17 protein-coding genes are annotated in these 21,804 nt (G+C 70.5%); 4 read left to right on the plus strand and 13 right to left on the minus strand.

Annotated elements, in window-relative coordinates; genetic code table 11:
- Positions 1-62: 62 nt before the first annotated feature.
- From KHC23_RS16970 to KHC23_RS16985, 4 genes are all read right to left on the minus strand, one after another.
- Positions 63-1,994, minus strand: a complete 1,932-nt coding sequence (locus tag KHC23_RS16970; RefSeq protein ID WP_213373970.1) for a DUF3483 domain-containing protein — start codon at positions 1,992-1,994, stop codon at positions 63-65.
- A 263-nt stretch (positions 1,995-2,257) separates the two neighbouring features.
- Positions 2,258-4,297 carry an NADH:flavin oxidoreductase gene (locus KHC23_RS16975; RefSeq protein ID WP_213373972.1) on the minus strand — a complete coding sequence of 680 codons (2,040 nt, stop codon included), beginning with the start codon at positions 4,295-4,297 and terminating at the stop codon, positions 2,258-2,260.
- A 122-nt stretch (positions 4,298-4,419) separates the two neighbouring features.
- Complete coding sequence (locus KHC23_RS16980; protein WP_246544698.1) at positions 4,420-5,205, minus strand: YoaK family protein; 786 nt, start codon at positions 5,203-5,205, stop codon at positions 4,420-4,422.
- 138 nt (positions 5,206-5,343) lie between these two features.
- Positions 5,344-6,321: a GlxA family transcriptional regulator gene (locus tag KHC23_RS16985; protein WP_213373976.1), complete on the minus strand. Its 978-nt coding sequence runs from the start codon at positions 6,319-6,321 to the stop codon at positions 5,344-5,346.
- A gap of 163 nt (positions 6,322-6,484) precedes the next feature.
- Between KHC23_RS16985 and KHC23_RS16990 the strand changes: the two genes are divergently transcribed.
- Positions 6,485-7,258, plus strand: a complete 774-nt coding sequence (locus tag KHC23_RS16990) for a hypothetical protein (RefSeq protein WP_213373978.1) — start codon at positions 6,485-6,487, stop codon at positions 7,256-7,258.
- Between the two features lie 84 nt (positions 7,259-7,342).
- On the opposite strand, the gene KHC23_RS16995 is transcribed toward KHC23_RS16990, so the two are convergent.
- The 3 genes from KHC23_RS16995 to KHC23_RS17005 form a co-directional block, all read right to left on the minus strand.
- Positions 7,343-8,509, minus strand: a complete 1,167-nt coding sequence (locus tag KHC23_RS16995) for an FAD-binding oxidoreductase (protein ID WP_213374487.1) — start codon at positions 8,507-8,509, stop codon at positions 7,343-7,345.
- 223 nt (positions 8,510-8,732) lie between these two features.
- On the minus strand, positions 8,733-9,992 hold the full coding sequence (locus KHC23_RS17000; RefSeq protein WP_213373980.1) for an aromatic ring-hydroxylating oxygenase subunit alpha: 1,260 nt from the start codon (positions 9,990-9,992) through the stop codon (positions 8,733-8,735).
- Between the two features lie 194 nt (positions 9,993-10,186).
- Positions 10,187-10,981 carry a DUF4394 domain-containing protein gene (locus KHC23_RS17005; protein ID WP_213373982.1) on the minus strand — a complete coding sequence of 265 codons (795 nt, stop codon included), beginning with the start codon at positions 10,979-10,981 and terminating at the stop codon, positions 10,187-10,189.
- Between the two features lie 165 nt (positions 10,982-11,146).
- Between KHC23_RS17005 and KHC23_RS17010 the strand changes: the two genes are divergently transcribed.
- Both KHC23_RS17010 and KHC23_RS17015 read left to right on the plus strand, forming a co-directional pair.
- Positions 11,147-11,716, plus strand: coding sequence for a sigma-70 family RNA polymerase sigma factor (locus KHC23_RS17010; protein WP_213373985.1), 570 nt, complete (start codon positions 11,147-11,149; stop codon positions 11,714-11,716).
- On the plus strand, positions 11,713-12,438 hold the full coding sequence (locus tag KHC23_RS17015; RefSeq protein ID WP_213373987.1) for an anti-sigma factor: 726 nt from the start codon (positions 11,713-11,715) through the stop codon (positions 12,436-12,438). Before KHC23_RS17010 ends, KHC23_RS17015 begins: the two co-directional genes overlap by 4 nt.
- 19 nt (positions 12,439-12,457) lie before the next feature.
- Here KHC23_RS17015 and KHC23_RS17020 read toward each other — a convergent pair whose 3' ends face one another.
- From KHC23_RS17020 to KHC23_RS17045, 6 genes are all read right to left on the minus strand, one after another.
- Positions 12,458-13,516: a GlxA family transcriptional regulator gene (locus tag KHC23_RS17020; RefSeq protein WP_213373989.1), complete on the minus strand. Its 1,059-nt coding sequence runs from the start codon at positions 13,514-13,516 to the stop codon at positions 12,458-12,460.
- 82 nt (positions 13,517-13,598) lie between these two features.
- Positions 13,599-14,963, minus strand: a complete 1,365-nt coding sequence (locus tag KHC23_RS17025; protein ID WP_213373991.1) for an L-serine ammonia-lyase — start codon at positions 14,961-14,963, stop codon at positions 13,599-13,601.
- A 192-nt stretch (positions 14,964-15,155) separates the two neighbouring features.
- The gene (locus tag KHC23_RS17030; RefSeq protein ID WP_271188582.1) at positions 15,156-15,722 is read right to left on the minus strand and encodes a sarcosine oxidase subunit gamma; all 567 of its coding nucleotides are present in this window, start codon (positions 15,720-15,722) and stop codon (positions 15,156-15,158) included.
- Positions 15,723-15,732: 10 nt separating this feature from the next.
- A complete protein-coding gene (locus KHC23_RS17035; protein ID WP_213373995.1) occupies positions 15,733-18,768 on the minus strand; it encodes a sarcosine oxidase subunit alpha in 3,036 nt (1,011 codons plus the stop codon).
- Between the two features lie 139 nt (positions 18,769-18,907).
- A complete protein-coding gene (locus KHC23_RS17040) occupies positions 18,908-19,213 on the minus strand; it encodes a sarcosine oxidase subunit delta (protein ID WP_213373997.1) in 306 nt (101 codons plus the stop codon).
- Between the two features lie 168 nt (positions 19,214-19,381).
- A complete protein-coding gene (locus KHC23_RS17045; protein WP_213373999.1) occupies positions 19,382-20,632 on the minus strand; it encodes a sarcosine oxidase subunit beta family protein in 1,251 nt (416 codons plus the stop codon).
- Positions 20,633-20,909: 277 nt separating this feature from the next.
- Here KHC23_RS17045 and KHC23_RS17050 point away from each other — a divergent pair, with 277 nt between their 5' ends.
- Positions 20,910-21,746: a tellurite resistance TerB family protein gene (locus tag KHC23_RS17050; protein WP_213374001.1), complete on the plus strand. Its 837-nt coding sequence runs from the start codon at positions 20,910-20,912 to the stop codon at positions 21,744-21,746.
- Positions 21,747-21,804 lie beyond the last annotated feature (58 nt).

Below are 21,804 nucleotides of genomic sequence, written 5' to 3' on the forward strand. Positions count from 1 at the left end.
GCGGGTGCCGCCGCCGGCGCGGCGGGCGGCGCGAGCGGCGCGGGGGTCCTTGCGCGGGCGGCTCATGCCACGCCCTCCGCTGTGCGCGCGGGCGCCGCGTCGGCGCGCTCCACCGCCATCAGCACCAGTTCGGCGATGTCGTGCACCGCCGGGCGCTCGCCGGTGACGCCCTCCAGCATGGCGGAACATTGCGGGCAGGCTACCGCCACGATGCCGGCGCCGGTCGCCATGGCCTGCGCCATGCGGATATCGGGAATGCGCCGCTCGCCCTCGATGTCCGATACCGGCGCGCCGCCGCCGCCGCCGCAGCACATGGAGCGCTTGCCGGAACGCTCCATCTCCAGCCGCGCGATGCCGAGCCGGTCGAGCAGGCGGCGCGGGGCGTCCACCTCGCCATTGTAGCGGCCGAGATAGCAGGGGTCGTGATAGGTGACGCGCGCCTCACTCAGCGCGCCGAGTTCGAGCCGGCCGGTGGCCGCCAGTTCGTCGAGGAAGGCGGTGTGGTGGACCACCTCGTAGGCGCCGCCGAAGTCTTTGTATTCATTGCGCAGCGCGTGCAGCGCGTGCGGGTCGGCGGTGAGGATGCGGGCGAAGCGGTAGCGCGAGAGCGTCTCGATATTCGCGCGGGCGAGGCGCTGGAAGCCGGCCTCGTCGCCGAGCCGGCGGGCGAGGTCGCCGCAGTCGCGCTCCTCCGCGCCGAGCACGGCGAAGTCGACCTTCGCCTTGTGCAGCAGGCTGACAAGGGCCCGCAGGGTGCGGCCATAGCGCAGCTCATAGGCGCCCTCGCCGAGCCAGAGCAGGATATCGGCGCCGCCCCTGGTCGCCATCAGCGGCAAAGGGAGGCCGGCGGCGAAATCGGTGCGGGCGGCAAGCGGGCGGCCGGAAGGCTCGTCGGCATAGCGCAGTTCCATCAGCGGAAGAGCGGCCCTTGGTGGCACGGCCCCGAGTTCCAGCGTCTGGAAGCGGCGCAGGTCGATGATGGCGTCGACATGCTCGATCATCATCGGGCATTCCTCGACGCAGGCGCGGCAGGTGGTGCAGGACCACAGCGTGTCCGGGTGGATCATCGCCCCGATGCCGACGATCGGCAGGCCCGGCCCGCCGACGCCGGCGACCGGGCGGGCATTGGGGTAGGGGCTGCCGGCGTAAGTCGCGTTGCTGGCGTGCGGTTGCAGGCTGGCGGCGAGGTCCTGGATCAGCCGCTTGGGGTTCAAGGGCTGGCCGGCGGCGAAGGCCGGGCAGGCCACCTCGCAGCGCCCGCACTGGATGCAGGCGTCGAAGCCGATCAGCCGGTTGAAGGCGAAATCCTCCGGCATGGCGGCGCCGAGGCGCGGGGTGTCGAGAGCGAGCGGGGCGAGGGCGGTGGCGCGCTCGCCGGCGAATCGCCCGGGGCGGGGATGGGCGACGAGATGGGCGGCACCGGCGAAGGCGTGGCGCATCGGCCCGCGGTCGATCTGCAGCGCGAGGCCGAGGCCGCCGACCGCGGCGAAGGCGAGGCCGGCGCAGCCGAGCGGCCATAGCGCGCCACCGAGCGAGGCGTCCAGCGCGACGAGGAAACCGCCGCCGGCATAGGCCGCGAGCAGGAACGGCAGAAGCTGGAACCGGCCGCCGGACAGCCGGGCCGGCCGCCTCGGGTACCGCCGCCGCCCGACCATCGCCCCGCCGGCAAAGGCGGCGGCGAAGGCCAGCGCCGTGAGCCACCAGAACAGCCTGATATCGCCCAGCGCGGGGACGAGACCGAGCAGCGCCAGCGCTGAGCCGACGATGAGCCCGCCGGCGGCCAGCGCGTGCATGCGCGCGGCGTAAGCGTCGCGCCCGACAATGTGGTGGACATCGACGAGGTAGCGCCTGGGCAAAGCGAGCAGGCCGGCCGCCCAATCGACCTTCGCCGCGCCGCCGATGCGCCACAGAAGCGCGCGCCGCGTGGCCAGCGTGCCGGCGACGGCGACCATGGCGAGGACGGTGAGCGAGAGGAGCAGGGCCAATTCAGTCATCGGCGCGCCTCGCAGGGGAAGCGGCGCGACCCCTCACCCGGCCCTGCGGGTCGACCTCTCCCCGACGGGGAGAGGTGAGGACAACCCGCCAGCGGGAAAGGCGAGAAAGAAGCGCGCGGGCGCGGGAGCCCTCTCCCCGCGGGGGAGAGGGTGGGGTGAGGGGGCAGGGGGGCACCGCATGCCGAGCGCCATCATGACCGGGCCAAGCCCGGGGGAGACGTTCCATTTGCGGATCCATCGAGGCGATCATGGCCCGCTTCGCCTCACAAATCCTTGCAGAGCCGGAGCGAATCGTAGAGCGCGGCGTGGATGTTGCGCCCGGTCCAGGCATCGCCGACGCGGTAGAGCGCGAAGCCGGGCTGGCCGGTCCAGCGCTGCGGGCGGCCGGCGACGAGGGCGTCGAGATCGGTCTCGCCGTCATTGACCGAGGCGCCGCGCAGCGCCTCGAACAGGGAGTCGACGGGGAGCGTGCCGTAATCGACCACGACGCGGTCGACCACGCGCTCTTCCTCGGCGTCGGTCATGGTGTTGCGCAGGGCGGCGATGAGGCGGTTGCCCTCGGGGTAGATCTCGATCAGCTCGGTGTTCGGCGTCATCACCACGCCGAGCTTGTAGAGTTCGCGCAGATGCACCGGCTTGTTGGTGGTGCCGACCTCCTGCGCGATCTGCACGTCGTGCGTCACCATCTCGACCAGGCAGCCCTTCTTCGCCAGCACCTCGGCGGTGGAGGCGGCGTTGTGGCCGCCGATCTCGTCGAACAGCAGCACCGAGCCGGTGGGCTCGACCTTGCCGGTGAGGATGTCCCAGGTGGAAACGGCGTGCTCATGGCCGCTGGCGTGGCCGGGATTGGGCACGCCGCCGGTGGCCATGACCACCACGTCCGGCGCCTCGGCGGCGATGTCGTCGGCGCTCGCCTCGCGGCCGAGGCGGATGTCGACGCCCTTCTTCTGCACCTGCGCGTAGAGCCAGCGGGGAATGCCGGACAGCGCCTCGCGCCAGGTCGCTTTCGCCGCGATGTTGATCTGGCCGCCGACCATCGGCTGCTTCTCGAACAGCACCACCTTGTGGCCGCGCTCGGCGCACACGCGGGCGGCTTCCAGCCCGGCCGGGCCGGCGCCGACCACCACCACCTTGCGCGCCACCTCCGCCTTCGGGATGACGTGCGGCATGGTGGCCTCGCGCCCGGTCGCGGCGTTCTGGATGCACAGCGCGTCGCCGCCGACATAGATGCGGTCGATGCAGTAGCCGGCGCCGACGCATTGGCGGATGTCGTCGTCGCGGCCTTCCATCAGCTTCTTGACCAGATGCGGGTCGGCGATGTGGGCGCGGGTCATGGCGATCATGTCGACATGGCCCTCGGCGACGGCGCGGGCGCCGGTGGCGAGGTCGGTCACCCGCTGGGCGTGGAAGATCGGCACCTCGACCTCGCGCTTGATGGCGCTGGGGAGATAGAGGAAGGGCGCGACCGGGAAGGACATGTTGGGCAGCGAGACGGCATGGGCCATCTCGTCCCGCGCCTGCCCGCCGACCACGTTGAGGAAGTCGACCAGGCCGAGCTTCGCGTATTCGGCGGCGATGGCGACGCAATCCTCATGGGAGAGGCCGTCGGCGATCAGCTCGTCGCCGGACATGCGCATGCCGATGACATAGTCGTCGCCGGTGGCCTCGCGCATGGCGGTGAGCACTTCCCGGCCGAAGCGCATGCGGTTTTCCAGGCTGCCGCCATATTCATCGGTGCGCTGGTTGACGGAGGGGCTCCAGAACTGGTCGACCAGATGGCCATGGGCGGCGGAAATCTCGCAGCCATCGAGCCCGCCCTGCTGGCAGCGGCGGGCGGCGTCGGCGAACGCCTTCACCACGCGGCGGATGTCGTGCCGGTCCATGGCGCGCGGCACGGTGCGCGAGGCCGGCTCGCGCCGCACCGAGGCGGAGAGCGTCGGCAGCCAGTTTTCGGTGTCCCACTTGGTGCGGCGGCCCATATGGGTGAGCTGGATCATCAGCCTGGCGCCGTGGGCGTGCACCCGCTCGGCGAATTGCTGGAAATAGGGGATGACGCTGTCGTCGGTGACGGAAATCTGGTTCCACGGCGCCGCCGGGCTGTCGATGGCGACCGAGGAGGAGCCGCCGAACATGGTCAGCCCGATGCCACCCTTGGCCTTTTCCATATGGTAGAGCTGGTAGCGCTCCTGCGGCTTGCCGTCCTTGCCGTAGCCCGGCGCGTGCGAGGTCGACATCACCCGGTTGCGGATGGTCAGGCCCTTGATGGTCAAGGGTTTCAATAGTGCCTCGGCATTGGCGATCATGATGGTCGGCGCGCTCCTTCGCCTACGCATTCGAAACCCGATGCTGGCACGATAGGTCGCGCGCGCCTATGCCCGACAGAAGATTTGCGCCATCGCGCCGGTAGCGTTGCGACCGCGCCGCGTCAGCGCAGCAGGATGCGCAGCGCCGACGGCCCGGCGAGCGCGAACACCAGCAGGGCCAGCGGCACGGCGAAGACGAAGCCGGCATAGTTGAAGCCGACCGCGCCGACCACGCCGCCGAGAAAGAAGGCGGCGAGGAAATAGGCCAGCAGCTTCAGTTTCTCGCGATCGGCCAGCACCAGCGGAACGCCGCCGCCGCGCCGCCGGCGGTGGTTGGAATAGAACAGCTTGCCGAGCTCGATGCCGATATCAGTGACGATGCCGGTCATGTGGGTGGTGCGGATCTTGGCGCCCGACATCTTGGTCACGGTGGCGTTCTGCAGCCCCATGATGAAGCACAGCACCGCGACCGCGAGACCGAGCACCAGGCCGGACTGGCGCGTATAGGCGCCGAGCAGGGCGAAGGCGAGCAGCAGGAACGCCTCCAGCGTCAGCGGCAGCGAATATTCGCGTCCGGCGACATGCAGCCGGCCCCAGTTGACCAGCAGCGCCGAGGTGGCGGCGCCGAGCAGGAAGGCGAACAGGGCGCCGAAGCCGGCCAGAACGAGGTCCATGGCGCCGAGTACCGCATGGTCGGCGGCCGAGGAGATGATGCCCGACATGTGCGAGGTGTACTGGCCGACCGCGAGCAGCCCGCCGGCATTGGTGGCGCCGGCGACGAAGGTCATGGGCAGGCCGAGCCAGGCATCGGCGAGCGGCGTGCGCTCCGGCGCCAGCATGCCTGAGGTCAGGTCGCTGTAGCGGGCCGCCAGCCGGCGGTAGGCGGACGGATTCACGGGCGCGTTCATCGGCGCATTCTCGGGCCCGCTTTCGGGCGCATTCACGGCAGCACGCGGCGCGGGCCGCATTCGGGAGATCGGGGCCATCGGCCCTGTGTAATTAATACCACGAACCGCGCCACGCCAGTGCGGACAATGCGGAGCCCTTCAGCCGCCCGGGCGCGGCGCGGGCGCGGCGGCGCCGCGGCGCTCGCGGCTCGGCGGGCGGCCGAAATGGCGGGCATAGGCGGTGGAGAAGTGCGCCGCCGACTGGAAGCCGCAGGCGAGGCCGACATCGGTGACCGGCAGCGGCGACAGGCGCAGCAATTCGCGCGCCCGCTCCAGCCGCAGGCGCAGCTGGTAGGCCGCCGGGGAGACGCCGAGATGGCGCTGGAACAGCCGCTCCAGCTGGCGGGAGGAGACGCCGAGCCGGTTGGCGACGGCGGCGATGCCGAGCGGCTGCTCGATCGCGGTCTCCATCAGCCGCACCGCGCGGGCCAGCGTCGGGTCGGGCAGCAGCGGGCGCGGGCGGGCCGCCACCTTTGCCGGCCGGCGCGGGGCGCGGTCGACGATGAACTGCTCCGACACCTTGTCGGCCAGCGCGCGGCCGCCCTTCGCCTCGATCAACGTCAGCATCATTTCCAGCGGCGCGACGCCGCCGGTGCAGGTGAGGCGGTCGCGGTCGATGACGAAGGCTTCCTCGACGAAGTCGATCTGCGGGAATTCCTCGCGGATCGCCGGCAGGTTCTCCCAGTGGACGGCGCAGCGGTAGAAATCGAGCAGCCCGGCTTCGGCCAGCACGAAGCTGCCGGTGCACAGCGCGCCCAGCGCGACGCCGCGTCGGCCGAGGCGGCGCAGCGTGTCGGCCACGGCGGGGGTGGCGGCGTGGCGTATGTCGATGCCCCCGCATACCAGCAAGAGGTCGAGCGGGCCGGCCTCACTGAGCGCGAGGGTGGGCGACAGGGTGAGGCCGTTGCTGGCCGTGGCGGGCGCACCGTCCAGCGTCACGATGCGCCAGGAATAGAGATCGCCCTCGGCCACGTAATTGGCCATGCGCAGCGCCTCCAGCGCGTTGGCGCAGGCGATCATCGAGTGGTTCGGCAGGGTCAGGAAGCCGATGCGCGTAAGCGAGGCGGGATCGAGCACGTCGGATGCACCCGGAGGAGTTCTTGCCGAAAGTTGCGGCGGATCATGTTCGGAAAAGGGCGCGCAGGATTACCCCGGCTTGGCCACCGGCCGGCGCCAATCATGCCGCAAATTCGTCGCCAATGCAGGGGGAAATGAGCCCCGACAACGGGGGATTCCTTTCATGCGTTCCATGACGCGCTCGCGCTCCACCTTCCAGTCCTGGCTGCCCGGCCGCATCATGCTGCCGGTGGGCTTCGCGCTCGCCATCGCCGCCGGCACCTATGTCGTCGCCGAGGGCAATGGCTATGCGCGCGGCAAGGCCGACGAGGCCGGCACGCTGCGGGCGCAGGAGAGCGTCAAGACGCTCGCCCGGCTGGTGGCGATGCCGGTCGATCTCACCGAGGAACCGACCGACAAGGGCGACCGGCTCGACATTCCGACCATGATCCGGGCCATCGAGCCCGGCGCGGTCTACAAGCCGCCGCACAGGACCGCGAAGGCGGCCACCGGGACTCCGCGTCCCGCGGGCGCCGAAGCACCGCTCTCCAGCGACATCGCGGTGGCCGCGCTGCCGGCCGGGGTCGAGCGCTTCGACCAGTGCGGCGCGCGCTGCGACAGCCGCGACCCGATGGTGACGCGCGCCTCCTATCCGGTGGTGGTCGGCGCGCGGCAGATGCCGCCCGAAACCTCCGCCATCCCCTCCACCGCGCCGGTGCCGCCGAATGGCGGCGCGCCCGGCCAGCCGCTCGATCTGGCGATGGCCACCCGTGACCCGGCCTTCGTTCCGCCGGCACCCCTCGTCGCCCGGGTGGAGGAGCCGAAGGAGGAGGGCTTTCTCGGCCTGCCGCCGCTGCCGAGCGCGACCGAGGTGGTCGACCGGACCGTCGAGGGCACCACGCGCGCCTATGACGGCATGAAACAGGCGGTGACCGGCGCGCTCGACCTCTGGCGCTAGAGAACGTTTTACCGATCAGGTTTCAACCTGATCGGATCAGGCTCCAGCGCGCGTTTCCAGCCGGGATGGGGCAAGCCAACCGGCTCAGCGGTCGACAATGAGGTCGCTGGTCGGCTTGGAGCAGCACAGCAGCGCCATGCCGGCGTCGATTTCGCGCTGGCGGATGCCGCCGCCATGCTTCATGTCGACCGTGCCCGAGACCAGCTTCGACTTGCAGGTGCCGCACAGCCCCTTCGAGCAGGAAGAGGGCAGGCGCACCCCGGCGCGGCGCGCCGCATCCAGCACGAACATGTCCGAGCGGCACTCGATCGAGCGCTTCAGCTTGGCGAACTCGATGGTGTAGGTGGTGACCGGCACCTCCAGCGCCTCGGGAATGGCCTGGAGCAGCTCGGCCGAGACAACCTCGGCCGCCAGTTCGGGCTCGGCGCGGGCGAGTTCGGCGAAGTCGAAGCTTTCCTCATGGTGGCGCGCCATGTCGAAGCCCGCGCCCTTCAGCATCTCGCGCACCGCCTTCATGAACGGCGCCGGGCCGCACACGAAGATCTCGCGCTCGCGGTAATCGGGCGCGACATGTTCGAGCACGCCGAGGCTGATGCGGCCGCGCAGGCCGTGCCACGGCGCGCGCGGGTTGTCCGCCTCGCAGATCGGCGCGAAGCGGAACGTGCCGGGCTGGTTGCGCGCCATCAGCTCCAGCTCCTCGCGGAAGATGATGTCGGCGGGCGAGCGGGCCGCGTGGACGAACACGGTGTCGCGCAGCGCGCCGAGATCGTGGAAGGTGCGGGCCATCGACATCAGCGGGGTGATGCCGCTGCCGCCGGACAGGAACAGATATTTCGAGGCGGGCGTGGGCGTGCCCTGTGTGAAGCAGGAGAACTCGCCCATCGGGCCGATGGCGCGCAGCGTCGAGCCGACCGTCACATGGTCGTGCAGGTGGTTCGACACCGGGCCGCCCGGCACGCGCTTCACCGTGATGGCGAGGGTGTGCGGGCGGGTCGGCGCGGAGGCGATGGTGTAGCAGCGGTTGACGCTCTCGCCGCCGATGTCGAGATCGAGGGTGAGGAACTGGCCGGGCTGGTAGCGGAACACGCAGGGGTCCTTCTGCGCCAGCACGAAGGTCTTCACATCCGCCGTCTCCTCGCGGATGGCGAGCACGACCAGCGTGTCGTCGCCCTCCGGATTCCATTCGGGCAGGGCGCCGGTGAGGCGCAGCGCGGCGGGGTCGGGCAGGACGGTGGGGGTGGCGGCGTCCATGGGGTCGGTGCCTGACAGTTTCATGGTTTCACGTACGACGTCATCCTGAGGTGGCCGGCACCGCCGGGCCTCGAAGGATGGGCGTGCTTTGCTTCAACATCCTTCGAGGCCCGCTGCGCTCGCACCTCAGGATGACGGTGATCGTCACCTCGGGATGACGTTGCCCGTCACCTCGGGATGACGGTGATCGTCACCCGGCGTGGCAGCGGCGGGAAGCTCGCCCTCAGCGGCCCAGATGCGCGCTCATCCGGCCGACGTACCAGTTGCAGAACTTGTCCACGAGCATCTCGGTGTGCGGCGAGTAGGGGCCAGGCTCGTAGGCCGGGCTGCGGGCGCCTTCCTGGCAATAGCTGACCAGCGTCGAATCCTGGTCGTTGGTGGCGTCCCACACGCCGACGAGGTTTTCGAGGTCGTAGTCGACCCCCTCGACCGCATCCTTGTGCACCAGCCATTTGGTGCGCAGCAGCGAGCGCTCGGCGTCGAGCGGCAGCACCGAGAACACCACCGCGTGGTCGGACATGAAGTGGTGCCAGGAATTGGGCTGGGTCCAGAAATGCAGCGCGCCGTGGCGGGGATCGTTGATCTTGCCAAGCAGCTTCCGGCACGCCGCCCTGGTGTCGTTGGTGTGGCTCTCGCCGTCGCCCGCCAGCGGCAGGCGCTCGGTGCGGAAGCCGGTCGCCATGTCGTCGAGGTGCTCCATCATGGTGGAGGGAAAGCCGCAGCTCTCCCATTCGCGATGGCTCGACTTCAGCAGCTTGTCATATTCCTCGGCCTCCTTGCGCTCATGCTCGTCGAGTTCCTCGGGGGCGAAGCCGAAGCCATAGGCGAACAACGGCACGGTGAGCTCGGGATGGTTGCCCGCGCAGTGATAACACTCGCGGTTGTTCTCCATGGTGAGCTTCCAGTTGCCCGGCTCGATGATGTCCTTCTCGAAGGCGACCTTGGCGTTCTTCAGGTCGTGCGGGGCGAGATAGGGCGCCATCTTGGCGGCCATGACGTCGAAATCGGCCGGCGGGTCGTCGGACAGGCAGATGAAGATGAGCCCTTCCAGCGAGCGCACATGCACCGGCTTGAGGCCGTGGCAGGAGGGGTCGAAATTCTCGCCCATATGCGAGGCGGCGAGCAGCTTGCCGTCGAGGCCGTAGGTCCAGGAATGGTAGCGGCAGACGAGGTTGCCGACCGTGGTCTTGTAGTCGTGCACGATCGGCGCGCCGCGATGGCGGCACACATTGTGGAAGGCGCGGACCTCGTTGTCGTCGTCGCGCACCAGGACGATCTTGGCCTTGCCGATATCGAGCGCCATTGCGTCGCCCGGCTCGGGAATGTCGGGGTCGACGCCGACGAAGATCCAGTGATGGCCGAAGATGACGTCCATGTCCGCCTCGAAGATCTCGGGGCTGATGTAGAACGGCGCTTCAAGGCTGTAGCCCGGCTTTCGGCGGCGCAGCAGCGCCTTCAGCGGGGTGGAGGTCGCGTCCAGCATCGTCTGTTCTCCCTCGCGCGGGTCCCGGGCCCGCTTGTCGCGTCATCTGGAATTGTTCGACGGAAGCGCGACGGCGACTTCTCTGGAAACGACAGACAATTCTCTGGACGCGACATTCCCCGCGACAGGGGAGCAAGGAAGGGGGACGGCACGCTCCCGCGCCGCCCCCCGGATCGTTCAGAGGGCCTTCACGCTCACATCGCCGGCAGGATGGCGATGTCGTGCACCTTGCCGGTGACGCCGGCGATCTTGCCCACGGCGGTGGCCTTGCCGGTGGCGAGGTCGACCGAATAGAGCGTGTCGCCGGCCATCAGCCAGCCCTCATGGGCGCCGCCCTCGGTGGTGACGATGTCGAAGGCGTAGGCATCCCCGGAGACGCCGAGCTTGCCGACCGAGTTGAGCACGCCGTCATTGGGCGGGGCCTGCTTGACGAGCGTGCCGGCGGCGGCGTCGATGTCGTAGAGCGCGGTCTCCTTGGCGCCCTTCATCGAATTGGTGTAGGCGCCGGCGACGATCTTCGACGCCTTGCCCTTGTGCATGTCGCCCTCGGCATATTTCAGCGCGCCGTCCGTGATCACCTTGCCGTCGTCGACATTGGCGCGAAGATTGGTGCCGTCGCTGCCCATCACCCGCAGCCGGTCGGCGACCGGGTTGAAGTCGACGGTCGCCATGGAGCCGGCCGGCAGCATGGTGCCGAGGGTGGACTTTTTCATCGCCTTGCCGCTGGCGGTGTCGATGGTGACGACGGTGCCGTCCTCGAACAGGCCATAGAGCCTGCCGTCGGCGGGGCGCACGTCGATGCCGACGAGGCGGCCCTCGCCGGCGACCGTCATCGGCGTGCCGACCTTGGCGGCCTTGATATCGACGACGGCGATCCTGTTGCCGTCGAGCAGGGCGGCGACGGACTGGGCCTGCGCGCCGCCGGCGGCGAGGGCGAGGCCGGTGAAGGTGAACGCGCTGAAGGTGAGGGCGATCATCGAGCTTTTCATGTGGCGAACTCCGTTTCGCGCCGAACCCGTGTCGGCTGGGACGGAGCGGCTACACGCGGGATCGCCCGGCGGATGCAGCGAGGGGCGAAAAAATCTCTTCACATTGCATCCGAAACCGATGCCGGGGCGTATGAGTATCAAGCCTTACTTTGCGGGAGCCGCCCGATGACGACCCTGCTTCACACCGCCGATGGGGCGGCCGATGACGAACTCGCCGAGGCGCTGCGCGGCTGCGCCCGCGGGGAGCGGGCCGGGCTGCACCGGCTCTATGAGCGGCTGGCGCCGAAGATGACCGGCGTCGCGCTGCGCATGCTGCGCCGCCGCGACCTCGCCGACGAGGTGGTGCACGACACCTTCCTGCGCATCTGGGAGAAGGCGGGCAGTTTCGACGCGGCGCGCGGCAAGCCCTCCTCCTGGGTGTTCGCCATCCTGCGCAACACGGCGCTTAACGTGCTGCGCGGCGAGAAGCGCACCGAGCTGGTCGACAGTTTCGAGGCGATCGAGCCCGCCACCGAGGAGGCCGACGCCGAGACGCTGGTGCTGGCGCTGTCCGAATCCAGCGCGCTGCGGCGCTGCCTCGACCGGCTGGAGCCGCAGCGGCGCCGGGCGATCCTGCTGGCCTATATGCGCGGGCTCACCCATGGCGAGCTGGCCGGGCGGCTGGGCGTGCCGCTCGGCACCGCCAAGGCATGGATAAGGCGCAGCCTGCTCACCCTGCGGGAGTGCATGACATGAGCGCCGACGAGCGCGACCGGCTGGCCAGCGAATATGTGCTCGGCCTGCTCGACCCCGAAGAGATGCGGCGCTGCGAGGAGCGGCTGGCGCGCGACGCCGGGCTCGTCGTTCAGGTCGATCTGTGGCGGGTGCGGCTGGCCGAACTCGACGCCACCGCCGTGCCGGTGACGCCCGACCCGGCGCTGTGGCCGCGCATCGAGGCGGCACTCGCAAAGCCGGCGGCGCGGGCGGCTTCCCCCGTGCCGGCGCGCGCGGCGCGCTTCACGCATTGGTGGGGCAGCCTCGGGCTGTGGCGCGGCTATGGGCTCGCGGCCTCCGCCGCGCTGCTGCTGCTCGCCCTCGGCACCGCCCATCTCGCCCGGCAGGCGGCGCAGGCGCCGGTGCTGGTGGCGGTGCTGCTCTCCGACCAGAACCGGCCGGCGGCGGTGGTCAACGCCTTTCGCGACGGCCGCACCGAGCTTCTGGCGCTGAGCGCGCTCAGGGCGCCGGAGGGCAAGTCGCTGCAGGTGTGGACGCTGTGGGACCGTGCGCGCGGTCCGGTCTCGGTCGGCCTCCTGGAGGCGATGCGCAATGTGGAGCTGAGCGTCGAGGGCCTGCCGCGCCCGGCGGCGGAACAGCTCTACGAGGTGACGCTGGAGCCGGCCGGCGGCTCCCCCACGGGGCGCCCGACCGGGCCGATCCTGATGAAGGGCAATGCGAGCCCGACCGAGGCGGGCATCTGAAGGCGTCGCGGCGCCGGGCTCAGTCGAACAGCCGCTGCCCGGCCACGCTCTGCGCCGGTGGCCCCGGGGTGCGGGCGCGGGCGTCGGAGGGGGTGAAGCCGTGCTGCGCCTTGAACTGGCGGGAGAAGTGGGCGCAGTCGGAAAAGCCGGCCTCCAGCGCGATATCGGTGACCGAGCGGCCGGTGGTGTCGAGCAGGAAGCGGGCATAGCGCAGCCGCAGCCGGCGGTAGAACTCTGCCGGGCGCTGGCCCATCACGGTCTGGAACAGGCGCTCTAGTTGGCGGGTGGAAAGCTGCAGCCGGCGGGAAATGTCGGCGATCGGCAGCGGGTCGGCGAGGTGCTGCTCCATCATCAGCAGCGCCCGGCGCACGCGGTCGTCGGCCACGAGATCGGCGATCGGCGGGTGCGGCTGGGATTCGGTGCCCGGCCGCTGGCGGTCCAGCAGCAGCACATGCCGGCTCTTCTGGGCGATGGAGCGGCCGAGGAACTTCTCTACCAGCGCGGTGGCGAGGTCCGCCGCGCCGCCGCCGCCGGCGCAGGTGATGCGGTCGCCGTCGATGACATAGAGCCGGTCCGCCACCGGGGTGTGGTGGGGGAACTCCTCCATGAAGTCCTGATAATGGTACCAGGAGACGCAGCAGCGCCGGCCGGTCATCAGCCCGGCGCGGGCGAGGACGAAGCTGCCGGTGCACACGCCGACCAGCGGCACGCCGGCGCGGGCGGCGCGCCTGAGATAGGCGATGCTTTCCTCGTCGAGCTGCTGGCCGCCATGCAGCAGGCCGCCGACGACGACGATATAGGCGAAATTAGCCGGGTCGGTGAACGGGCCGGAGGGCGCGACGGTGATGCCGCAGCTCGCCCGGATCGGCTCGGGGCGCGACGACATCACCTGCCAGCGGGCGAGGATCGGGCGCGAGCGGTCGCCATCGTCGGCGGCGAGGCGAAGCTGGTCGACGATCAGCGAGAAGGCCGACAGGGTGAAGTTGTCGGCGAGGATGAATCCGACATTCAGCGCGGGCGCCGCCACCGCTTTCGGCGGGTTGGACAGTCCGGGGGAGATGGGTCGCTGATGGTTCATGGCCTGCTCCTGGGGGCAGCATAGCAAATTTGCCGCCCCAGGTAGCAAGGACAATGCCGTTTCGCCGTCGCCCCGCATGCGGTCAGCATTCCGGCAGGTTGACGGCGAGGCCGCCGAGCGAGGTTTCCTTGTATTTCGAGGCCATGTCGCGGCCGGTCTCGCGCATGGTGACGATCACCTTGTCGAGCGAGACGATGTGGGTGCCGTCGCCATGCAGCGCCAGCGAGGCAGCGTTGACCGCGCTGATGGCGCCGAAGGCGTTGCGCTCGATGCAGGGCACCTGCACCAGCCCGGCAATGGGATCGCAGGTCATGCCGAGGTGATGCTCCATGCCGATTTCGGCGGCGTTCTCCACCTGCGCCGGGCTGCCCCCGAGCGCGGCGGCGAGCCCGCCCGCCGCCATCGAGCAGGCGACGCCGACCTCGCCCTGGCAGCCGACCTCGGCGCCGGAAATCGAGGCGTTGATCTTGAACAGCGCGCCGATGGCGGTGGCGGTGAGCAGAAAGACGTGCAGCCCGGCCCGGTCGGCGCCGGGGCAATGGTCGCGGTAGTAGCGCAGCGTCGCCGGCACCACGCCGGCGGCGCCATTGGTGGGGGCGGTGACGACCCGCCCGCCGGCGGCGTTCTCCTCGTTCACCGCGATGGCGTAGAGGCTGACCCAGTCCATGATCTCGTGCGGGGTGGGGGCGTTGCGGGCGACCAGTGCGTCGCGGATCGCCCTGGCCCGGCGCTTCACCTTCAACCCGCCGGGCAGCTCGCCGGAGGTGGCGAGGCCGCGGTCGATGCACGACATCATCGCCTCGACCACGCCGTCGAGATGCGCCTCCACCTCGGCGACCGGCCGGCGGGCGTGCTCATTGGCGGCGACGAGGCCGGCGATGGAAAGGTTTTCGCGCGCGGCGTAGGCCAGCATGTCGCGGGCGCTGCGGAACGGATAGGGCAGGGCGACCTGTTCCGGCGGGGCCGGGCGGCCGACGTCTTCTTCCGGCACGACGAAGCCGCCGCCGATGGAGCACCAGCGCGCCTCGGCGATGAGCCCGCCATCCCCGGCGAAGGCGCGGAAGGCCAGCGTGTTCGGGTGCTGCGGGGTGGGCGCGACGCCATCGAAGACGATGTCGCGGGCGGCCTTGAAGCCGATGCCATGGGTGCCGGCGAGCGGCAGGCGGCCCTCTTCCGCCACGCCGGCGATGAGCGCGTCGGCGCGGTCGGGGTCGATGGTGCGCGGGTGCTGGCCGGCGAGGCCGAGCATCACCGCCTTGTCGGTGCCGTGGCCCTTGCCGGTCCAGGCCAGCGAGCCGTAAAGCGTCGCCTCGACGCGGGCGACGCGCGGCAACTGGCCTTCGGCGGCGAGGCGCTCGGCGAAGCTCGCCGCCGCCACCATCGGCCCCACCGTGTGCGAGGAGGACGGGCCGATGCCGATCTTGAAAAGCTCGAACGCGCTGATCATGGACGCCTAACCCGGTGGGACGACAAAGCGGCAGGGTCTTTCCTGGGTCCCGGCCCGGCGCTGCACGTCGTGCCGCTTGGCCGCGATACCGGGTCGGTCAGGTCGTCTTCCGTGTCCCGGCCCAGCGGAGGCGCAGCCGGAGCGCCACGCCGGGACCCGGGGAAACTCTATCGCCGCCCCGCTCGCCGGCGGTCACGCCAGCTCGCGGCGGGCGTCTTCCAGCAATTCCCAGACATAGGGCGCGAAGGAGCGCCAGACATCGAGGTGGAACACGTCGGGAGCATGGCGCACGAGCACGATCTCCGCCTTGTGAAACAGGGTGCGGGTGCACATGCCGACCGGGAACGCGCCCAAGGACAGGTCCAGCGGGTTGCCCTGGTTCAGCACGAAGGCGGCCTTTTCGCCCGCCACCTCGATGCCGACGCTGCGGGCGGAGACATCGACGAGCGAATGCGGCAGGCCTGATGTGGCGGCCTCAATGGCGGCGAAGAGCGGGGCGGGCTCGGCGTCGGGGACCAGCAGCAGCCACTCATCCGGGCCGAGCCAGAAGGCGAAGCGGCCATTGGCGGCGTTGAAGCGGCACGCCTCGCGCGGCAGGGCGACGCCGAAGGCCTCGCCGGCCGGGCCGATCGCCGCCTCGCGGCCGCGGAAGGCGAGGCGGGCGGCGTCACCCAGCGCGGCAAGTCGCGCCGCTGCGATGTCGCGCGAGACGGCGGCAAGCGCTGTGAGCGGGTTGGCGGCGGCGAGGGGCGTGATCACGGACGGGCTCTCAACCATTGAGGCGTTCCCCCTTGGGATCGTAGAATATCGGCTCGACCACCTCGACCTCGATGGCGTGGGCCGGCATCGGCACCATCAGCTTCTGACCGATGCGGGCGCGCCCGCCCTTCACCATGGCCAGCGCGATGGAGCGGCCGAGAACGGCGCTGTGATAGGACGAGGTAACGAAGCCGAGCATCGGCACCGGGACCGGCACCGAGGGATCGGCGACGATCTGCGCGCCCTCCTCCAGCACGACCTGGGGGTCGGTGGTCTTCAGTCCGACCAGCTGGCGGCGGTCCGGCGCCGACATGGATTCGCGGATGAGCGAGCGCTTGCCGACGAAGTCCTTCTTCGCCTTGCCGACCGCCCAGCCGAGATTGGCGTCGTCGGGCGTCGCGGTGCCGTCGGTTTCCTGGCCGACGATGATGTAGCCCTTCTCGGCGCGCAGCACGTGCATGGTCTCGGTGCCGTAGGGCGTGATGCCGAAGCGCTCGCCCGCCGCGTAGACCGCTTCCCACACCGCGCGGCCATAGGCGGAGGGCACGTTGATCTCGAAGCCGAGCTCGCCGGTGAAGGACACGCTGAACAGCCGCGTGGGCACGCCGCAGATGCGCCCCTCGCGCACGCTCATATGCGGGAAGGCTTCCCTGGAGAGGTCGATGCCCTCGATCAGCGGGGCGATCACCTCGCGGGCCTTGGGCCCCTGCACGGCGATGACCGACCATTGCTCGGTGGTGGAGGTGAGCCACACATCGAGGTCCGGCCATTCGGTCTGGAGATAGTCCTCCATGTGAGCGAGCACGCGCGGGGCGCCGCCGGTGGTGGTGGTGACGTGGAAGCGGTCCGCCGCCATGCGCCCGACGACGCCGTCATCCATCACGAAGCCGTCCTCGCGCAGCATGACGCCATAGCGCAGCCGGCCGGGCTCCAGCTTGGCCCAGGCATTGGTGTACATGCGGTTCATGAACTCGGCGGCGTCCGGCCCGACGATCTCGATCTTGCCGAGGGTGGAGGCGTCGAACAGGCCGACTGAGGCGCGCACCGCCTTGCACTCGCGGGCGACGGCGGCGTGCATATCTTCACCCGCACGCGGGAAATAATGCGCCCGCTTCCAGTTGCCGACATCCTCGAAGGCGGCGCCCTGTTCGGCGGCCCAGCCGTGGATGGCGGTGTTGCGGACGGGGTCGAACACGTCGCCGCGCGCCGCCCCGGCGAAGAGGCCGAAGGTGGTGGGGGTGAAGGGCGGGCGGAAGGTGGTGAGCCCGATCTGCGGCACCGGGGTGTCGAGCGCCTCGGACACGATGCCGAGGGTGTTCATGTTCGAGGTCTTGCCCTGGTCGGTCGCCATGCCGGTGGTGGTGTAGCGCTTCACATGCTCGATCGAGCGCATGCCCTCGCGGGTCGCGAGCAGGATATCCTTGGAGGTGACGTCGTTCTGCCAGTCGACAAAGGCCTTGGCCAGCGCCGGGTTGCGCCCGTGCGGGGTGGCGCCGATGAAGCCGGCGGTGCCGAGATCCTCGGCACTGGCGGGGAAGGCGCGCGAGGACACGGCGGGGGCGGGCGTGGCGCCGCGCGCGGGGGACGCGTAGTCACGGGAGGCGATCGCGGCTGCCTCGCCCTGGGCGTAGCCGTCCTCCAGCACGCGCTGCAGGCCATATATGCCCCGGCAGGCGCCGGCGGAGCGCTCGCGCTCGACCGAGGTGCCGGGGAGGTAGGCGCCGGCCGCGCCGTCCCAGACCAGCTTGCCGCGCGACTGCGAGAACAGGTGCACGCTCGGCGTGAAGCCACCGGACATCAGCACGGTGTCGCAGGGAACCGTCTCGGTGGGGCCTACCTCGCCGCCCTTCGCCTTGGCGAGGAGGGCGGAGGCGACGCGCAGCCGGCCCCTGGTGCCGACCACGACGGTGGAGGGGCGCACGTCGATGCCGGCGGCCAGCGCGCGGGCGGGGAGTTCGCCTGACACCTCAGTGCGCAGATCGGCGATGGCGGCGATGGTGATGCCGGCCGCCTTGAGGTCCAGCGCGGCGCGGTAGCCGGCATCGCAGGCGGTGAAGATCACCGCGCGCTCGCTCACCCTGGCGCCGTAGCGATTGGCGTAGGTGCGGGCGGAATCGGCCAGCAGCACGCCCGGCCGGTCATTGTCGGGGAACACCAGCGGGCGCTCCAGCGCCCCGGCGGCGATCACCACTTCCTTCGCCCGCACCTGCCACATGCGCTCGCGCGGCAGGCCGGCGGCGGGGGCGGCGAGGTGATCGGTGACGCGCTCGGCCAGCGCGATGAGGTTGTGCGGGTAATAGCCGAAGGCGGTGGTGCGCGGCAGCAGGGTGACGTTGTCGCGGCCTTTGAGGTTCGCCAGCGTGTCGGCGAGCCACTCGGTCGCCGGCCGGCCCTCGATGGTGGCCGAGACTTCCGACAGCAGCGAGCCGCCGAGTTCGGCCTGCTCGTCGCAGAGGATGACCGTCGCGCCGCTTTCGGCGGCGGCCAGCGCGGCGGCGAGGCCGGCCGGGCCAGCGCCGACGACCAGCACGTCGCAATGGGCGTGGTTCTGGGTGTAGCGGTCCGGGTCCGGCAGCGTGGGGGCGACGCCAAGGCCCGCCATGGCGCGGATCTTCGGCTCGTAGAAGCGCTTCCACGCCCCCGCCGGCCACATGAAGGTCTTGTAGTAGAAGCCCGAGGGCAGGAAGGGCGAGGCGAGGTCGTTGACCGCGCCGGCGTCGAAGGCGAGCGAGGGCCAGCGGTTCTGGCTCGACGCCTTCAGCCCCTCATGGATCTCCACCTGGGTGGCGCGCAGGTTCGGCGCGGCGCGGGCAGCATCGCGGAAGACGTTGACCAGCGCGTTCGGCTCGTCCGAGCCGGCGGAGAGGAAGCCGCGCGGGCGGTGATACTTGAACGAGCGGCCGACGAGGTGGACGCCATTGGCGAGGAGCGCCGAGGCCAGCGTGTCGCCGGAAAAGCCCGAGAAGGTCTGGCCGTCGAAGCGGAAGGACAGCGGCGCGGCGCGGTCGATACGCCCGCCCGAGGCGGTACGGAAGCGGTTGGTCATGTCGCGGACCCTCGGGCGGTGTCCACCTCTCCCCGGCGGGGAGAGGTCGGGGTGAGGGGGAAGGCGGCGGCAGCGAAGGGAAGGTCCCTCACCCCGGCCCTCTCCCCGACGGGGAGAGGGAGAAGAGGGCGGAGGCGGCTCATCTCCCGCTCCCCTCGACATCCGGGCGGGAATTTTCGGGTCTGGGCTCGCCGGCCTTGTAGGTGGTGACTAAGAAATCGCTCACCGTGTCGCGCAGGGCGTTGAAATAGCGGCCGCAGCCATGGATGTGGCGCCAGCGCTCGGCGTGCAGGCCCTTGGGGTTGGTGCGGTTGTAGAGGAAATCCGCCCATTCCTGGTCGGTGAGGGCGGAAGGGTCGGCGGGGCGGGCGATATGCGCCTCGCCGCCATAGCGGAACTCGGTTTCCGGCCGGGCGCCGCACCAGGGGCAGGTGATGATGAGCATGGCTCAGATCCTCGGCGCGGATGAACGACCATCCTTCGAGGCCGCCTGCGGCGGCACCTCAGGATGACGTTGTTCTGGGAGAGAAAGAGCGGCGTCATCCTGAGGTGCCCGGCGGCACGCCGGGCCTCGAAGGATGGGGCTGCGGGAACGGTTCATGACCCTCTCCCCTCAATGCGCGACGGCGGCGGCCGCCGCTTCGTCGATCAGGAAGCCATCGCGGAAACGCTCCAGCGTGAAGGGGGCGTTGATGGCGTGCGGGGCGTCGCGGGCGATGGTGTGGGCGAAGACATGGCCCGAGCCCGGGGTCGCCTTGAAGCCGCCGGTGCCCCAGCCGCAATTCACATAGAGGCCCGGCACCGGGGTTTTGGCGATGATCGGCGAGCGGTCCGGCGTCACGTCGACGATGCCGCCCCAGTTGCGCAGCATGCGCAGGCGCCGGAACTGCGGCACCAGTTCGCAGATGGCGTCCAGCGTGTGGGCGGCGATGTGCAGCGCGCCGCGCTGGGAATAGGAGGTGTAGGCGTCGGTGCCGGCGCCGATCACCATCTCGCCCTTGTCGGACTGCGAGATATAGGCGTGGATGGTATTGCTCATGACAACGGTGGGGAAGGCCGGCTTTACCGGCTCCGACACCAGCGCCTGCAGCGGGTAGCTCTCCAGCGGCATGCGCAGCCCGGCCATCGCCATCACCACGCTGGTGTGGCCGGCGGCGGAGACGCCGACCTTCTTCGCCCGGATGAAGCCGCGCGAGGTCTCGACGCCCTCGACCGCGCCGTCGGGGCCGCGGCGGATGCCCTTCACCTCGCAGTTCTGGATGATGTCGACGCCGCGCGAATCCGCCGCGCGGGCGAAGCCCCACGCCACCGCGTCGTGCCGCGCGGTGCCGCCGCGCCGCTGCAGGGCGCCGCCGATGATGGGGTAGCGCATGCTCTTGATGTTGAGCGGCGGGCAGAATTCCTTCACCTGCTCGGCATTCAGCCATTCATTGTCGACGCCGTTCAGCCGGTTGGCGTGGACGTGGCGCTTGAAGCTGATCTCGTCGTGGTGGTTGTGCGCCAGCATCAGCACGCCGCGCGCCGAATACATCACATTGTAGTTGAGGTCCTGCGACAGGCCTTCCCACAGCTTCACCGCGTGCTCATACAGCGCCGCGCTCTCGTCGAACAAATAGTTGGAGCGCACGATGGTGGTGTTGCGGCCGGTATTGCCGCCGCCCAGCCAGCCGCGCTCGATCACCGCGACATTGGTGATGCCGTGCTCCTTGGCGAGGTAATAGGCGCACGCCAGCCCGTGCCCGCCGGCGCCGACGATGACGACGTCATATTCGGCCTTCGGCTCGGGATTGCGCCATTGCGGCTGCCAGCTCTTGTGGCCGCCAAGCGCGCGGCGGAACAGCTCGAAGCCGGAGAATTTCTGCACATTCGCCTCCGACGCAAAGGTAGTGAGACACAAGGTCCGGCTCGCAGCGCTTCGGCCGCCTTCACCACGATGACGTATGGTCGCGCGACACCCTTGCCGATGCGAGCATTGTTTCGGCGCTGGCGTTGAACGGATGCGACATTGGATGCGACACCGCCGCCGCCGGCACCTTGCCCGGCCTCGATCACGCGCTGGTGACGGATGTGTCCGGGCTTTCCTTGCGGAAGCCATGATCGCCCCCTACCTCCCTCAGCACCACAGCAACCCGGGACGCGCCATGTTCAACAGCGGAAATTTCGACGCCAAGCGGCTCCTCGACCAGTTTCTCACGCCGCAGGCGGGCGGGCAGGGCGGCGTCCCGGCGCAGCAGGGTTCCCTCGGCGGTCTGCTGGGCGGGCTGACGGGTGGGCTGACCGGCAGTGCCAATGCGCAGCCCCCGGGCGCGACCTCGCGGCCTTCCGGCTCCGGCGACGTGGTCGGCCGCGCCAAGGAATATCTCGGCAATAATGGCGGCTCGCTCGCCTCCGGCGCCGCGGCCGGCGCGCTGGTCTCGCTGGTGCTCGGCAGCAAGGGCGGGCGCAAGATGGCCGGCAATGCCGTGGCGCTCGGCGGGCTCGCGCTGGTCGGCACGCTCGCCTACAAGGCCTACCAGAACTACCAGCAGGGCCAGCAGCCGCAGCAGACGGCGGCCGAGCCGGTGCCGGCGCAGCTTCCGCCGGCGCAGTCGCCGTTCCACCCGGCGCAGGCCGAGCGCACCCATTTCGACGTGACGCTGCTGCGCACCATGATCGCCGCCTCGCTCGCCGACGGGCATGTGGACGAGGCCGAGCGCGCCGCCATCTCCACCAAGCTCGGCGGGCAGGGCGCGCAGCTCGACGATGCCGAGCGCTTCCTCAGCCAGGAGCTGGGCGCGCCGGCGACCCCGGAAGCGCTCGCCGGCGACGCGGCCTCGCCCGAGCAGGCGGCGGAGATCTACATGACGGCGCTGCTCGCCATCGACGCCGACACCACCTCCGAGCGGGTGTTCCTCGCCCGGCTGGCGACGGCGCTCAAGCTCGACCCGGCGCTGGTGCCGCATCTGGAGGCCAGCGCCCGCGCCGCGCGCGCCGGCTGAGGCGGCGCGGGGGGCTTGCTGGGCAGCAGAACCTTCGGTTCGCCGGGCGGCAAAGCCC

The organism is Ancylobacter dichloromethanicus (assembly GCF_018390645.1).
GTDB classification, from domain to species: Bacteria; Pseudomonadota; Alphaproteobacteria; order Rhizobiales; family Xanthobacteraceae; genus Ancylobacter; species Ancylobacter dichloromethanicus.